The 14,786-nt window shown below is 72.0% G+C and carries 15 protein-coding genes; 9 read left to right on the forward strand and 6 right to left on the reverse strand.

All coding sequences use genetic code 11. From position 1 onward, the window contains the following. Nucleotides 1–28 precede the first annotated feature (28 nt). Both IEZ24_RS00670 and IEZ24_RS00675 read left to right on the forward strand, forming a co-directional pair. Nucleotides 29–589, forward strand: coding sequence for a helix-turn-helix domain-containing protein (locus IEZ24_RS00670; RefSeq protein ID WP_129455231.1), 561 nt, complete (start codon nucleotides 29–31; stop codon nucleotides 587–589). Nucleotides 590–630: 41 nt separating this feature from the next. Beyond that, a complete protein-coding gene (locus IEZ24_RS00675) occupies nucleotides 631–843 on the forward strand; it encodes a hypervirulence associated TUDOR domain-containing protein (protein WP_129455230.1) in 213 nt (70 codons plus the stop codon). Between the two features lie 92 nt (nucleotides 844–935). Here IEZ24_RS00675 and IEZ24_RS00680 read toward each other — a convergent pair whose 3' ends face one another. Both IEZ24_RS00680 and IEZ24_RS00685 read right to left on the reverse strand, forming a co-directional pair. Continuing rightward, nucleotides 936–1,325, reverse strand: coding sequence for a DUF2237 family protein (locus IEZ24_RS00680; RefSeq protein ID WP_129455229.1), 390 nt, complete (start codon nucleotides 1,323–1,325; stop codon nucleotides 936–938). Beyond that, complete coding sequence (locus IEZ24_RS00685) at nucleotides 1,322–2,257, reverse strand: acyl-ACP desaturase (protein WP_129455228.1); 936 nt, start codon at nucleotides 2,255–2,257, stop codon at nucleotides 1,322–1,324. The genes IEZ24_RS00680 and IEZ24_RS00685 overlap by 4 nt, the downstream gene beginning before the upstream one ends. A gap of 174 nt (nucleotides 2,258–2,431) precedes the next feature. Here IEZ24_RS00685 and IEZ24_RS00690 point away from each other — a divergent pair, with 174 nt between their 5' ends. Next, on the forward strand, nucleotides 2,432–3,115 hold the full coding sequence (locus IEZ24_RS00690) for an AIM24 family protein (RefSeq protein WP_129455227.1): 684 nt from the start codon (nucleotides 2,432–2,434) through the stop codon (nucleotides 3,113–3,115). 98 nt (nucleotides 3,116–3,213) lie between these two features. Here IEZ24_RS00690 and IEZ24_RS00695 read toward each other — a convergent pair whose 3' ends face one another. Next, nucleotides 3,214–4,647: a serine hydrolase domain-containing protein gene (locus IEZ24_RS00695; RefSeq protein ID WP_129455226.1), complete on the reverse strand. Its 1,434-nt coding sequence runs from the start codon at nucleotides 4,645–4,647 to the stop codon at nucleotides 3,214–3,216. Nucleotides 4,648–4,670: 23 nt separating this feature from the next. Continuing rightward, nucleotides 4,671–5,864, reverse strand: coding sequence for an endonuclease (locus tag IEZ24_RS00700; protein WP_129455225.1), 1,194 nt, complete (start codon nucleotides 5,862–5,864; stop codon nucleotides 4,671–4,673). Between the two features lie 312 nt (nucleotides 5,865–6,176). On the opposite strand from IEZ24_RS00700, the gene IEZ24_RS00705 reads away from it, so the two are divergent. Genes IEZ24_RS00705 through IEZ24_RS00725 form a run of 5 tightly spaced genes read left to right on the forward strand, consistent with a single transcriptional unit; the run spans nucleotide 6,177 to nucleotide 11,788 of the window. Further along, nucleotides 6,177–9,575: a sensor histidine kinase gene (locus tag IEZ24_RS00705; protein ID WP_129455224.1), complete on the forward strand. Its 3,399-nt coding sequence runs from the start codon at nucleotides 6,177–6,179 to the stop codon at nucleotides 9,573–9,575. Then, entirely contained in the window at nucleotides 9,572–10,009 is a 438-nt protein-coding gene (locus IEZ24_RS00710; protein WP_129455223.1) for a roadblock/LC7 domain-containing protein, read from the forward strand. Before IEZ24_RS00705 ends, IEZ24_RS00710 begins: the two co-directional genes overlap by 4 nt. A gap of 13 nt (nucleotides 10,010–10,022) precedes the next feature. Further along, on the forward strand, nucleotides 10,023–10,391 hold the full coding sequence (locus IEZ24_RS00715; RefSeq protein ID WP_129455222.1) for a DUF742 domain-containing protein: 369 nt from the start codon (nucleotides 10,023–10,025) through the stop codon (nucleotides 10,389–10,391). Then, nucleotides 10,372–10,968 carry a GTP-binding protein gene (locus tag IEZ24_RS00720; protein ID WP_056906137.1) on the forward strand — a complete coding sequence of 199 codons (597 nt, stop codon included), beginning with the start codon at nucleotides 10,372–10,374 and terminating at the stop codon, nucleotides 10,966–10,968. The genes IEZ24_RS00715 and IEZ24_RS00720 overlap by 20 nt, the downstream gene beginning before the upstream one ends. A gap of 4 nt (nucleotides 10,969–10,972) precedes the next feature. Next, nucleotides 10,973–11,788 (forward strand): ABC transporter substrate-binding protein, encoded by an 816-nt coding sequence (locus tag IEZ24_RS00725; RefSeq protein WP_165356082.1) that lies wholly within the window; start codon nucleotides 10,973–10,975, stop codon nucleotides 11,786–11,788. Between the two features lie 72 nt (nucleotides 11,789–11,860). Here the strand turns inward: IEZ24_RS00725 and IEZ24_RS00730 are convergent, their stop codons facing one another. Both IEZ24_RS00730 and IEZ24_RS00735 read right to left on the reverse strand, forming a co-directional pair. Beyond that, nucleotides 11,861–13,030, reverse strand: coding sequence for a calcium:proton antiporter (locus IEZ24_RS00730; RefSeq protein WP_129455220.1), 1,170 nt, complete (start codon nucleotides 13,028–13,030; stop codon nucleotides 11,861–11,863). A 35-nt stretch (nucleotides 13,031–13,065) separates the two neighbouring features. Continuing rightward, on the reverse strand, nucleotides 13,066–14,073 hold the full coding sequence (locus IEZ24_RS00735; protein ID WP_129455219.1) for a GTP pyrophosphokinase: 1,008 nt from the start codon (nucleotides 14,071–14,073) through the stop codon (nucleotides 13,066–13,068). A gap of 106 nt (nucleotides 14,074–14,179) precedes the next feature. Between IEZ24_RS00735 and IEZ24_RS00740 the strand changes: the two genes are divergently transcribed. Further along, nucleotides 14,180–14,779 (forward strand): hypothetical protein, encoded by a 600-nt coding sequence (locus IEZ24_RS00740; RefSeq protein ID WP_129455218.1) that lies wholly within the window; start codon nucleotides 14,180–14,182, stop codon nucleotides 14,777–14,779. Nucleotides 14,780–14,786 lie beyond the last annotated feature (7 nt).

Raw genomic sequence — 14,786 nt, forward strand, 5'->3', positions numbered from 1 at the left:
AACGGCAAATCCGGTGCACACTGGCCGCATGGACGACGAAGGAGTGCTGCGCGGCGTCGGGCCCCGGTTGCGACAGCTGCGCCTCGAGCGGGAGGCCACGCTGACCGACCTGGCCGAGGAGACCGGCATCTCGGTCAGCACGCTGTCGCGCCTGGAGTCGGGCCAGCGCAAGCCGACGCTCGAGCTGCTGCTGCCGCTCGCGCGCGCCCACCGGGTGGCGCTGGACGAGCTCGTCGACGCGCCCGAGACGGGCGACCCGCGGGTCAGGTCGAAGCCTGTCGTGCGCCACGGCCGCACGTTCATCTCCCTCACGCGGCGTCCGGGCGGGCTCCAGTCCTACAAGATGGTGATGCCCGTCGACGACGTGCCCGCACCCTCGCTGCGCACCCACGAGGGCTACGAGTGGCTCTACGTCCTCAGCGGCAGGGTGCGACTCGTCCTCGGCACCAAGGACCTCACCCTCGGGCCGGGCGAGGTGGTCGAGTTCGACACCCGTACGCCGCACTGGGTCGGCAATCCCGGGCCCACGCCGGCAGAGGTGCTGGCGATCTTCGGCCCGCAGGGCGAGCGCATGCACGTCCGCTCCTAGGGGTGGGCCGCGGTGTCGTCGGCGCGTGCCACGGTTGGACCATGGCGATCCGCACCGGCACGAACGTGAAGTGGAAGTGGGGCTCGTCGTGGGCCGAGGGCACCGTCACCGAGGTGCACCACGACCAGGTCACGCGCACGACCAAGGGCGAGAAGGTCACGCGCAAGGGCAGCGACGACGACCCGGCCTACGTCATCGAGCAGGAGGACGGCACCATCGTGCTCAAGCTCCAGAGCGAGGTCGAACGCGCCTGACCCAGGCTCGCGTGCCATGGAGCGTCCGGGGGAGGCCGGGGGAGGCCGGGGGAGGCCGGTGACCGGGTCCTCGAACGCTGGATGCTCGCCGGTCAGCCCCAGGCGCCGAGGTCCGGGGGCACGTCGACGGAGAGCTGCTGCAGCACGGCCAGCGGCACCACGTCGAGCGCGCGCTCGGAGGTGGCGGCGAGCACGACCGGGGCGGCCACGCCGTCGTCGTACGCCTGGAGCCACCGCGCCGCGACGACGCACCAGCGGTCGCCCGGCACCAGGCCGGGGAAGCTCCACTCGGGGCGTGGCGTCGAGAGGTCGTTGCCGACAGATCGCTGGTGGGCCAGGAACTCCTCGGTCATCACGGCGCAGACCGCGTGGAGGCCGACGTCGTGAGGTCCGACGGTGCAGGTGCCGTCGCGGTGGAAGCCGGTGACGGGGTCGGTGCCGCAGGGCTCGAGCTCACCGCCGAGGACGTTGCGCTCCCTCACGACGACTGGCGGGCGGCGCGCTTGGCCTCGGCCTCGGCGCGCCGCTCGACGAAGCGGGTCGCCTCGCCGTCGAGGGCCGACACCGCGGCCGCGAGCTCTTCGCGCGCCTTCTCGCCGTCCTCGTCGAGGTCCTCGAGGTCCCAGACCCCCCACTTCTTCAGCAGGGGGGTGACGATGTCGTCGTGGTGGATGCGGAGGTCGTAGATCCCGGCCTTGGCCATCTGCACCGCCTTGCGGGAGAACCCGGGGATCACGCTGCCCGGCATCTGGAAGTCGACGACCTCCTCGGTGATGGCCCGCATGGTCTGGCTGGGCGCGAGCTGGAGGGCCGCGGCGACGATGTTGCGGTAGAAGATCATGTGCAGGTTCTCGTCCTTGGCGACCCGGCTCAGCAGCTTCTCCGCGATCGGCTCCTCGGTGTAGCGCCCGGTGTTGCGGTGCGAGATGCGGGTGGCGAGCTCCTGGAAGGAGACGTACGCGCACACGTTGAGCAGTGACTTGTCCAGCGCCTCGTAGCCGGTCTCCATCGTCTCCATCCGCGCGCGCTCGAGCTCGACGGGGTCGACGCCGCGCGTGACGAGGAGGTAGTCGCGGATGCAGAACGCGTGCCGGCCCTCCTCGGCCGTCCAGCGGTTGACCCAGGTGCCCCACGCGCTGTCGCGGCCGAAGGCGCGGTCGATCTCGCGGTGGTAGCTCGGCAGGTTGTCCTCGGTGAGCAGGTTGACCTCGAGCGCCGTGCGGGCGATCGGTGACAGCTGCGACTGCGCGACCTCCCACGGTTCCCCGCCGAGCTCGGCGAAGTCGCGCCCGAGGCTCCAGGGGACGTACTCGTGCGGCATCCACTCGTCCGCCATGTCGAGGTGTCGGTTGAGGTTGTCCTCGACCGTGGGCTCGAGCTCGGCCAGGAGGGTTGCGGTGTCGAGTGCGGCCATGTCCATCTCCTCGAGTGAGTGCGAGGGCGCGGTGTCCTCGGACCCTGCCTACACCTGCGGGGCCCGCGTGACCAGAGGGTCGAGCCGTCCGGTGTGCGGCAGGCGGGACGGATCCCCGGTCTTCTAGGCTCGCCGCAGCGCGGCCGACCGGGCCGCCACGAGGACGGGGGACACATGCGCAGCGAGCTGTTCGACCAGGCCAACCAGGAGGACACGACCGCCCAGCGGTTCAGCCTCCACCACCGCAAGACGCTGCGGGTGGTGCTCGGCGAGCCGGTGCTGGCCGCCAAGGGATCGATGGTGGCCTACCAGGGCCAGGTGACGTTCGAGCACAAGTCGGCGGGCTCGATCGGCAAGATGATGCGCCGGCTGGTGACCTCCGAGGACACCCCGCTCATGACCGTGGCCGGCCAGGGCGAGGTGTTCTTCGCCGATGCCGCCAAGGACGTCTTCCTGGTCGACCTCGAGGGGGACGGACTCTCGGTCAACGGCACCGCGCTGCTGGCCATGGACGCCTCGCTCGACTACGACGTGCACCGGGTCAAGGGCGCCGGGATGATGAGCGGCGGGATGTTCAACACGCTCGTCCAGGGCCGGGGCACGGTGGCGCTCACCAGCGACGGGCAGCCGCTCATACTCGACTGCTCCCAGACCCCGACGTACGTCGACATCAACGCCGCCGTCTGCTGGTCGGCCGGCCTGGTGCCGCAGGTGGTCAGCTCGATGAACATGCGGTCGATGCTGCGCGGCGGGACGGGGGAGGCGTTCCAGTACGCCTTCCAGGGGCCCGGCTTCGTCGTGGTCCAGCCGTCCGAGGGCCCGGTCGTGCCGCCCCACAGCCACGGCTCCGGCGGCTGATCCGCCTCCACCCACGCGACAGTGGAGCCCCCGGCCGGTAGGTACGGCCGGGGGCTCCGCTGTCGACGGGCTGGTCCGTGGGACTGCCCGACCCTGCGTCACCCGTGCCGGCGAGGGCAGTGCAGGGTCGCCAGACGACCGCCATCCAGTGGGGTCGTGTGCCAGGCAGCCTCCGCGGCCCTTGCCGGCAGCGAGCAGGTGAGGCGCAGGCGGTGCGGGGTCTCCAGGAACGAGACCTCCACCCGCAGCGTGCCGTCGTCGTCCCAGCCGCCCGACGCCGCGACCGGCACGACGTCGCCGTGGCTGTCGAGGGGTGACGATCCCAGCCAGCCGTCAGTCCCCACGGGGAACGTCAACGCGTTGTCCGCCTCGGCCAGGGTGACCTCGAGGCCGCCGTCCACCGGGTTGACTCCGACGGACGTGAAGCTCGTCCCGGGAGCCACGACGAAGGGCGACGTCCAGTCCTCCTGACCGCCCGGCTGGGGGCGGGCGGTGTACGGCACGAGCGAGAGGCCCCGCAGGCGCCGCTCGAGCTCGGGCTGGGCGCTGTCCTCTGGGCGGTCGTCACGCAGGCCGGGGAGGAGGTGGGTCCACAGGTGGTCGAGCACCGCCTGCATCGCCTCGGTCCCGCCGGTCGTCGCGACCACGACGTCGTGCTCGGGCAGCACGATGCAGAACTGGCCGAAGGCACCGTCGCCGCGGTAGCCGTGCCGTGCCATCCAGAACTGGAAGCCGTAGCCCTGTCGCCAGTCGGGGTTCTCCATGTCCGGGTTGTCGACCTGGCGCGACGTGGCCTGCTCGACGTACGCCTCGGGGATCAGCTGGGTCTCTCCCCAGCGCCCGCGTCGGAGGTAGAGCAGACCGAGCTTGGCGATGTCCTCGGTGCGGGCGAACAGGCCACTGAACCCCTGCTCGCGACCGGGCGGCCAGGTCGCCCAGCCGACCGACCCGATGCCGAGCGGGTCGAGCAGCCGGGGTCGCAGGTAGGCACTCAAGGGCATGCCCGCAGCGCGCTGGATGATGCTCGCCAGCGCATACGTGCACGGCTGGCTGTAGGCGAACAGGGTCCCGGGCGGGGCATCCGGCGGCACCATCAGGAACCCGCGCACCGGCTCGTGCGGGTCGAGGGCCAGGGCCTCGTCGATCATGTCGCGGTCGTGGCCGCTGGCCATGGAGGCGACGTCGCGGACCGTGATGGACCTGCTGCCCGGGTCGGTGATGTCGTCGGCGAGCTCGGGGAAGTGCGACACCACGGTGTCGTCCAGGCCGACCAGTCCCTCCTGCAGCGCGAATGCCAGGGCGGTCGAGGTGAAGCTCTTGCTCAGGGAGTAGACCAGCCGGGTGCGCTCGGGCGTGTGCGGTGCCCACCAGCCTTCGGCGACGACGTGCCCGTGCCTCACCACCATCAGGCTGTGCAGCTCCACCGCCGGATCGCCGTCGATCGCGTCCACGGTGGCCAACAGGGCAGCCGGAGCGACGTGCTGGTCGGCCGGCAGGCTGCGGGGGAGCGCTGGGTCGAGGTGGTCCTCCATCCTCCGACAGTACGACGGGCGGCTCAGTTCCAGATCGCGTCGGCCCACTCGGGGTGGTCGATGAAGGGGTTGCGGTTGCCCTGCCACTGGGCGTGGATGCGGTCGTTGCGCCGCATCTCGAACGCGTTGACCGGGTCGGCGGCGTTCCACGCCAGCAGGGTCTCGAGGTCGCCGATGAGCGTGGAGGACGTGCCGACCGTGGAGCTCATCTCGAGGTTGTTGAAGCCGTCGCCGCCCTCGTAGCGGATCGCCATGTAGAGCAGCATCCGCGCCACGTCGCCCTTCACCGCGTCGCGCGGCTCGAAGGAGTCGGAGTCGGTCCAGCAGTCGTTGCAGCCGGAGACCGCGGAGCCGCCGTTGTCGAAGTCCTTGTTGCCGCGGATCGAGTTGACCGTGACGTCCTCGGGCCGGATGTGGTGCAGGTCGGTGCCGGGGCCCGCGCTGGTGGTGAAGCCGCCGCGCGACTGGGCCCAGACGTGCTCACGGTTCCAGTTGCCGGTGCTGCCGCCGTTGCTGGACTTGGAGATGGAGCGCCCGGTGTAGAGCTCGATGACGTTGGCGGTGTTGCCGGGGTCCTGGTCGGTGTCCTTCAGTGCGGTCCACACCGCGTCGTACGACAGCTTCGTGTGGCCGTCGATGATGTCGTGCAGCGCGGCGCGCAGGGCGGTGCCGGACTTGCCGACGGCCGGCGCGTAGTAGGTGGAGTCCCACGGACTCGTGCCGCCGGTCGGCGGCGGCTCGGTGGTGCCGCCGCCCGAGAGCGCGAAGGCCGACGTGCTCGTCATGCCGGGGTGGGAGAAGTAGGACGACAGCGCGCCGGTGACGTCGATCTGCTTGCCCATCAACGACGGGTTCGTCCTCAGGCCCCACTGCGAGCGGAACGCCGAGGGGATCTGCACGTAGAGCATCGACGACGTGCTGGTCGTCGACGCCGAGTCGGCGATCGCGAGCGCGTAGTCGTTGGGGAAGTTGGAGCGTACGACCGTGTTGGTGGCGGTCGGCTGCCCGACGACGTAGCCGCGGACGGTCTGCGTCGCCCCGGTCTGCTGGCCGATGGCCTGGCTGACGGTGAGAGGGGTGGCGGCGGTGGCGGGCTCGGTGGCAGCCGGCAGCAGCACCAGTGAGAGGACGAGGGCGAGCGAGGCGGCGAGGGAGGAGGCGAGGGATGAGGCGTGGGTGGTCGCGCGGGCACGACCCTTCCCGAGATGTGGGGTCATGGCGGTGAAGCCTGCCGTACGTGCGCCCGCCGCGGAAGGGCCTGCGGGTGAACCGTCGGCGACGGCCCGGGTGCCGTGGGGGAGTCGTCCCACGCGCCACACACAACGCTTTGGAAACGGGTCTGGTGTGGTCGGTGGTGCCGGTGGGACACTGCCCACCGCTCGTCGAGGTGCCGCGAGGCCCCTTTACACCCCCACCACCCCAGTTCTGCGAAAACGCCACGGAATGTCGCAAGACTCCTTAGGTTGAGTCTGCTCCGGTCCCACCGGTTCAGTTTCGACGTCGTATCGCTCACCAAACGCGAGGCACACATGACTCAGGATGCAGCCCGGCCCCGCAAGGGCACGGGTCTCTCGGTCGCCGGCTGGCCGCTGGGCCGCAAGATGGCCCTTGCCCTGGCGATCCCGCTGCTGCTCGCGGCGGTCCTCGGCGGCCTGCGCGTCTCCGGCGACTACGGCGACTCCCGGCAGGCGTCCCGCAGTGCCCAGCAGGTCACGATCATCCAGCCCGCGGTCGACTACCTCACCGCGTCGGAGGCCGCCATGGTGGCCGCGCAGACCGACAGCGCCGCCAGTCAGGGCGACCTGATCGACGCGATCAGCGACATCTCCACCAACGCCGAGACCCTTGTCCAGGCCCGCGACAGCGCCGACCTCGACGAGCTCCAGACCGCCCACGTCAACGCGCTGCTCGACCTGAGCCAGGCGATGCGGGGCCAGGGTGCCGAGACCCTCGGCCCGGCGACCTGGATCGCGCTCGTGCGCCAGCTCGAGTCGAGCGTCTCGCAGCTCATCACCAGCGTGAACGCCGCCCAGGAGACCCCGGAGCCGCGCCTCGAGCAGCTGTCCCAGGTCATGAGCGGCCGGCTCTCGCTGGCCCTCCAGCAGGGCCTGCTCGCCACCACGCTCTCGCAGTCCAGCTCGCAGGAGCTCTTCTCGGAGATCGGCGTGGAGGCGGCCGCCATCGACCGTCTCGCCGGCTCCGTCGAGGGCGCCGAGGAGCAGACGGCCCTCCTGCGTACGCAGAACACCCGCCACGCCGGTCAGATCCGCGACGACTCCGCGACCGACCTCGACGGCCGCGACGCCTACGTCCCCTACGACGAGATCACCCAGACGCTCGTCACCGGCGTCACCGAGACCCTCGACGAGGCCGCCTCCGACGCCCAGCGCAACGCGCTCGTCGGCGCCGTCCTGACGATCCTTGCGCTCGCCGCCGCGATCGCGCTCGCCTTCTTCGTCGCCCGCAGCCTCCTCGGCCCGATCGGCAAGGTGCGCGAGGGCGCGCTCGCCGTGGCCCGCCACCGCCTGCCCGACGCGGTCGCCCGGATCCGCGCCGGCCAGGAGCCCGAGCCGATCAGGACGATCGACGTCACCACCAACGAGGAGATCGGCCAGGTCGCGCGAGCGGTCGACGACCTCCACCGCCAGGCCATCCACCTCGCCTCCGGCGAGGCCCAGCTCCGCCAGACCGTCAACGCGATGTTCGTGACGCTGTCGCGCCGCTCGACCTCGCTGGTCAACCAGCAGCTCGCCCAGATCGAGCGCCTCGAGCACGACGAGGAGGACCCCAAGCGCCTCGAGTCGCTGTTCCGGCTCGACCACCTCGCCTCCCGCATGCGCCGTACGGCCGACTCGCTGCTGATCCTCGCCGACGCACCGAACCGCGCCGCCGGCCAGTTCAGCCTCACCGTCGGCGAGGCGCTGCAGGCCGCGACCTCGGGCGTGCAGGACTACCAGCGCGTGCAGATCCTGTCGCACCTCAACACCCGCGTCGGTGACGAGGCCGCGGCCGACGTGGTCCACCTGCTGACCGAGCTCGTCGACAACGCGCTGTCCTTCTCGCCGCCTGCCGAGCCCGTACGCCTCGCCGCCAAGCAGGGCCCCGAGGGCGTCACGATCACCGTCACCGACTCCGGCCTGGGAGTGCCGCCGGCCGAGCTGGAGCAGCTCAACCGCGACCTCCAGCACGGTGCCGAGGCCACGCCCGACACCGCTCGCCGGATGGGCCTCTTCGTGGTCTCGCGCCTCGCCGAGCGCCACGACATCGATGCCCACCTGGCGCGCAACCCCGGTGGCGGCATGACGGCCACCGTCACGCTCCCGCCCTCCGTGCTGCCCGACCTGCCCCAGGCCGGCGCCCCCGCGGCCCCGGCCGCTGCCGCACAGGCCAGTCCCGCGACCGGCACGACGGAGGTCCTCGAGACCGCCGCCGTCGCCGCTCCCGTCCTGTCCAAGCGTGAGGCCCGCAACCGGGCCCGCGCGGAGAAGGCCGAGGCGAAGGCCGCGGAGCGCGCCGCCGCCGCAGAGGCGAAGTCCGCGAAGAAGGACGCCGCGTCGGAGGCGAAGGCCGCCAAGCAGGAGGCCGAGCTCGAGCCCCTGACCGCGTCGACAGCCGCCGCTGCTGCGTCCGCCGCCGCGACCGCGCCCGCCGACGGGCGTACGACCGGCACCGCGCAGGCCCCGGCCGCGAGGTCCACCACCGGCTCCGAGCCGACGCCGGACCGCCCGCCGCTGGGCAGCCTGCTGCCGCGCCGCGACCCGGGCGCCAACATGCCCCGCACGGGTGCCGACGCGTTCCTGCCGCCCGAGACGTCCACGGCGACCGGTCCGCTCTTCGGCAAGCGTCCCGAGCCGTCGGAGGCGCCCGCTGCGGCCGACTCCGCCCCGCGCGAGGGTGCCGCCACCGAGCGCGCGGAGAAGGTCGCCCGCGTGGTGCCCATCACCGCCCTCGCCGCCCGCCAGCGCGCCCAGGCCGAGCAGGAGGCGCGGGTCGCCGAGACCGCGCCGGAGACGACCGAGGTCGAGGACCAGACGGTCGTCGACGAGACGGTCGTCGAGCCGGCGGCCGAGCCCGCTGCCGAGCCGGCACGTGCCCACGACCCGCTGTCCGACCCGCTGCCCGCGGACGCCTTCGACGAGCCCGGTGCTGCCGAGGCCGAGCCGGAAGCTGCCGCCGAGCCGGAGCCCCAGACGGAGCCGGAGCCCGAGCCGGAGCCCGTCGCCGCTGCAGAGCCGGAGCCCGAGCCGGAGCCCGAGCCCGTCGTGGCGCGGTCGGTCGAGCGCGAGGTCGAGGTCGACGCCAACGACCCGCTGGGCCTGGGTGTCCCCGCGGCCCCCGCGCGGGAGACCGCGCCGGAGCCGGCCGCCCAGACCGCACCGGAGCCGGCCGCCCAGGCGGCACCCGAGCCGGTCGTCGAGCCCCAGCCCGAGCCCGCACCCGAGCCGTCCGTCTGGCAGCAGCCGGCGTACGAGCCCCCCGCCGCGGTGCTGGACGCCGGTCACGGCACGAACGGCTCCCACGGCACGAACGGCACGAACGGCTCCAACGGCTCCAACGGCTCCAACGGCCTGTCGCACCGCGGCGAGCCCGCCCGCTCCGGCGGCGAGTCGCCGATCTTCAAGTCGATGCGGTCGGGCTGGCTCACCGGTGACGCGAGCCAGATCCACGAGACCGAGGTGGACCGCGGGTGGGAGATCGCCGAGCACGTCGCCGAGGAGGCGCCGGCCGTCGAGTCGACCCCCGTCGGACTTCCGCGACGCGCCCCCGGGGAGCGGCTCGTTCCCGGTAGCGTGACACCGCCCACGGCAGCCAAGACGCGCGACCCCGAAGCGATCCGCCGCCGCCTCCAGGCACACACCGCGGGAGTCTCCCGCGGCCGACGAGCAGCCCAGAGTTCCACCCAGCACACGGAAGCAGGCCCCGCATGACTCACGATTCCGCCACCGCACCCGCCGCCAGCGCTGCTGGTGACGACCGAGACCTCGACTGGGTGATGTCGCGATTCGTCGACGACGTCCCCGACGCAGCGCACGCCATCCTGGTGTCCGCCGACGGCCTCCTGATGGCGTCGAGCACCAGCATCCCCGGCGAGCGCGCCGAGCAGGTCGCGGCCGTCTCCTCCGGCCTGGCCAGCCTCGCCGTCGGTGCCGCCCGCCTCTTCGAGGGCGGCTCGGTGATGCAGACCATCGTCGAGATGGAGATGGGCTTCCTGATGCTGATGAGCGTGGGTGACGGCTCCAACCTCACCGTGCTCACCACCGAGGAGGCCGACATCGGCCAGGTGGGCTACGAGATGGCCCTGCTGGTGGACCGCGTGGGACGTACCGTCGAGGCCCAGGCCCGCGTCGGTACGGGCGGCTGACCGGCTCCGCGCCATGACGCCGCCACACGAGCCGGAGGACGAGGGCTACCGCCCGCGCCTCATCCGGTCCTACACCCTCACCGCCGGACGGACGGCCGCCAAGGTGGAGCTGGCCATGGAGGCGACGCTTCGCCTCCAGGCCGGTGCGGAGGCACCTGTGCTCTCGCCGTCCGCCGCGCAGGTTCTCGAGGTCTGCGACCGGCGCTCCGTGGCCGAGGTGTCGGCCCTGACCAAGATGCCGATCGGCGTCACCCGGGTGCTGCTGGGTGACCTGATCGAGCAGGGCCTGGTCCGCATCCAGGCCACCATCAACGACAGCACGTCGACAGATGAGCGTCTCGAGCTCATCGAAAGGACCCTCCGTGGACTTCGAAACTACTAAGGCACAGCGTGCGGCTGCGTCGACGAAGATCGTCATTGCCGGCGGCTTCGGCGTCGGCAAGTCGACGCTGGTCGGCGCGGTCTCGGAGATCGACCCGCTGCGCACCGAGGCACTCGTCACCAACGAGTCCGAGGGCGTCGACGATCTCGCTGCCGTGCCCACCAAGGCCACCACGACCGTGGCCATGGACTTCGGGCGCCTGACCCTGGCGGAGGACCTCGTCCTCTACCTGTTCGGCACCCCCGGCCAGCGTCGCTTCTGGTTCATGTGGGACGACCTGTGCCGCGGCGCCATCGGCGCCATCGTGCTGGTCGACGTGGCCCGGCTCGACGAGTCCTTCTCGCCGCTCGACTACTTCGAGTCCAAAGGCATCCCGTTCATCGTGGCCGTCAACGAGTTCGACGGCGTCCCGCGCTACCCCGCCGAGGAGATCGCCGCCGCGCTGGCCCTGCCCGCCGACGTACCGATCATCAGCCTCGACGCCCGCGACCGCGAGCAGGCCAAGGGTGCGCTCGTGAAGATCACCGAATACGCCCTCATGCGACTTCGCGAGTCGCTCACCGTGAATGCGAACTGACGCCATGACCCGCACCACCCGACGACTCGGTCCTGCCCGAACGACTGCAGCCGCCCTCTCCGCCGTGGCCCTGATGGCCACGCTGAGTGCGTGCGGCGGCAGCGCCAGCGGGGAGGAGGCCGACGCGCTCACCGACGTGTCGCTCGTCTTCAGCGGTGCGCTCACGGTCTGCACCGACATGCCCTACGCGCCCTTCGAGTACGAGGAGAAGGGCAAGCCCACCGGCTTCGACATCGACCTGGTGCGCAAGGTCGCCGACGACCTCGAGGCCGACCTCGACGTGGTGGACGTGTCCTTCGACGACATCACGTCCGGCACCTCGCTCAACAACGACGTCTGCGACGTCGCGATCTCCGCGATGACGATCACCGGCGAGCGGGCGCGCGTCCTCGACTTCTCCAGCCCCTACTTCGACGCCAAGCAGGCGCTGATCACCCCGAAGGGCTCCGGCCTCGACGAGATCTCCGAGCTGGCGGGCCAGCGGGTCGGCGTCCAGAAGGACACCACCGGCGAGACCTACCTGAGCGACTTCGCGCCCGAGACCACCCAGGTCACGACGTACGACGACGCGGCGGGGCTGCAGGCGGCGCTCGCGGCCGGTGAGCTCGATGCGGCGATGCTCGACAACACGGTGTCCGGCCAGTTCGTCGCCGACAACCCGCGCCTCAAGCTCTCGCGCGAGTTCGACACCGGCGAGCAGTACGGCATGGCGGTCAAGAAGGACGGCAACATCCCGCTCCTGCGCTCGATCAACAGCACGCTCGCCGACCTCCGCGAGGACGGCAGCTACGAGGAGATCTACGCCAAGTACTTCGGCTGATCCCAGCGCTGACACGGCCCGGCAGGACCTCCTGCCGGGCCGTGCTGCGTCCTGCGGGGCCCTACGCCGTTGCTAGGGCGCGACGGTCAGGAACAGGAACGACACGAACAGCACCAGGTGCACGCCGCCCTGGAGCGGCTTGGCCCGGCCCGGGACCACGGTCAGGATCGCGACCGCGGCGGTCAGGACGAGCAGGACCGTCTGGAGCTGGTTGAGCCCGAGCTCGAGCGGGCCGTCGAGCCAGATGCTGGCCACGGCGATCGCCGGGATGGTGAGCCCGATGGAGGCCATGGCCGACCCGAGGGCGAGGTTGAGGCTGACCTGGACCCGGTTGCGCACGGCCGCGCGGACCGCGGCGATCGTCTCCGGTGCGAGCACCAGCAGGGCGATCACCACACCGACCACGGCGTACGGGAACCCCGCGGCCGACACCATCGACTCGATCGCAGGCGACTCGATCTTGGCGAGCCCGACCACGGAGACGAGCGAGACCACGAGGAGTCCCAGGCTGGTGAGGGCGGCCTTCGCGGTCGGGGGGTCGGCGTGCCCGTCCTCGTCCTCGTCGACCGGCTCGTGCTCGAAGGAGCCGGACGGCCCGGCGCCCGAGGTGCGCTGGGCGTGCGTGCCCGGCCCGGCGACGACCGGGACGTACTGCTGCGGCGCGACCGGCAGGAAGAAGTCGCGGTGCCGGATGGTCTGGGTGAAGACGAACATGCCGTAGAGCGCCAGCGACGCGACGGCGGCGAAGACGAGCTGGGCGCCGGTGAACTCGGGCCCCGGCTCCGACGTGGTGACCGACGGGACGACCAGGCACAGCACGGCCAGGGCGATGACGGTCGCCAGGGCGGCACCCGTGCCCTCGGGGTTGAAGACCGCGAGGTGGTGCTTGAGGGCGCCGACGAGCAGCGAGATGCCGACGATCCCGTTGACGGTGATCATCACCGCGGCGAAGACCGTGTCGCGGGCCAGGCCGGCATTGCTCCCGTCGGCGGTGATCATCAGGGTGACGATCAGGCCGACCTCGATGACCGTCACCGCCACGGCCAGCACGAGGGAGCCGTACGGCTCTCCGACCCGGTGCGCCACGACCTCGGCGTGGTGCACCGCGGCCAGCACCGCACCGACGAGCAGGAGGGCGAGGAGGCCGAGCACGACGGCGTTCTCGGGGTGCAGCGGCCAGGCGACGGCCAGCGCGACCGCGGCCAGCAGGGGGAGGACGGTGGTCCAGGAAGGCCGGGGCATGACATAACCCTAGGGGGCTCGATCCAGCCGACCGGTCAGCTCTCCGGCGTCGTCAGCTTCTCCAGCCGGGCGCGCAGCAGCGGCACCCGGTGGCTGTTGCCCTCGAGGGTGACGTACTGCTCGCCGAAGATCGCCAGCAGCGCGTCGTCGAGGCGGCGTACGGCTCCGGCGGGGTAGCGGTAGCCCATGCGGCGGATCACGGCGTCGGCGTCGACGGAGGTCAGCAGGTCGTCGAGGTCGTCGATGCTGTCGATGCCGAGCTGGGTGAGAAGCCCGGCGATCCAGTCGTAGTGGTCGGTGTGCGACCAGCCGGCGTCGCTGTAGTGGCCGGCGAGGAAGGTCGCGAGCTCCTGGCCGACGATGTGGTCGGCCTCCACCTCCGTGGTGCTGCCCGGCGCCGCCTGCTGGATCCGCTCGCGGATCGTGGCGAACTCGCGGTCGGCGAGCTCGATGAGCCCGGCGGCCAGGGTGAAGCGGCGGTCGAGGTCGGCCGCGGCGTCCTCCGGGACGTTGCCCTTGTAGCGGATGTCGTGCTCGAACTCGGCCCAGGCGTGCTGCAGGACCGTGCGGACCTGGATGCTGGCGCGCTCCCCGGCGAGCTCGGGGTGCTCGTCGTTGTCGTCGGCGTCCTCGGAGCGGACCAGCAGGTGCCGGCTGGCGTAGCCGAAGCGGCCGGACCGGGCGGTCTCCTCGCCGAGGTCGCGGTCGTCGAGGATGGTGAGCTGGTCGTCGAGCACCTCGGCCACGGCGGCGACGTCGCTGTGGACGTAGGTGATCACCCGGACGCCGATCTGGTCGGTGATCTGCTCGAGAGGGTGGGGGTAGAGGAGCCGGTCGCCGTCGGTGCGGTTGGCCTTGGCGGAGAAGGAGGCCACGCTCTTCGTGCGCCCGGTGACGCTGAGGTAGTCGATGCCGGCGTCGTCGAGCAGCGTGCGGACCAGGGTGACCCAGCCCGCGGTCGCGGCGACGAGCTGCGGCTGCCGTGCCGCATAGGCACGTACGGCCTCGCGCACCGGCTCTGCATGGGTCTCGGGGCCGCTCATGGCGTCAGCCTGCCAGTGCGGGCCGTCGGCGTCGATGCGACGTCCCGCAGGTGCGTGCGCGTGCCTGGCCGGGGAGCCGGACGGCGGTGGCTATCGTCGAAGGACCATGCGCACCTCCTCGACCACACCGGACCCGTCCCTCGGCCGCCGACTCGCGGGCCTCCTCACCGGCCTCGCCGGTCTCGTGCTGGTCGGCGGGCTGTCGTCCTGCGCGTCCGGCGGCGGCGACAGCGCGACCGACCCGTACGCGCCGAGCACGCCGAGCGAGACGCCGTCGGAGACCCCGACCGAGACGCCCACCGAGACGCCCACCCAGGAACTGTCCGACGGCGCCACCGCGACGCTGCGTGCCGTGGGGTCCGCCGGCATCACCGAGGTGCTGCTCGTCGACGCGACCGAGGGTGGCGGTTCGCCGTCGACGCTCGCCTTCGCGCTCGACACCGACCAGGCCGTCGACGACTTCGTGGTCGGAATGCAGGCCGGGCTGCCCGAGGAGGTCTCCTCAGCCGTGGCCGACCTCGCCGAGCAGTCACCCGACGCGACCCCCTACGGGGCCGTCGTGTCGACCGGGTGCGAGCCGCCGCGCAGGGTGACCATCGACGCGGGCGAGGCGGGCTTCGAGGTGGTGCCCGCCCTGCCGAAGAGCACCGTGCAGTGCCTGGCCCCGGTGACGTACGTCGTGCTCTTCGCCGCGCCGAACGCCTGAGGCCCGC

This window comes from Nocardioides ganghwensis (genome assembly GCF_014779655.1).
Taxonomy (GTDB): Bacteria; Actinomycetota; Actinomycetes; order Propionibacteriales; family Nocardioidaceae; genus Nocardioides; species Nocardioides ganghwensis.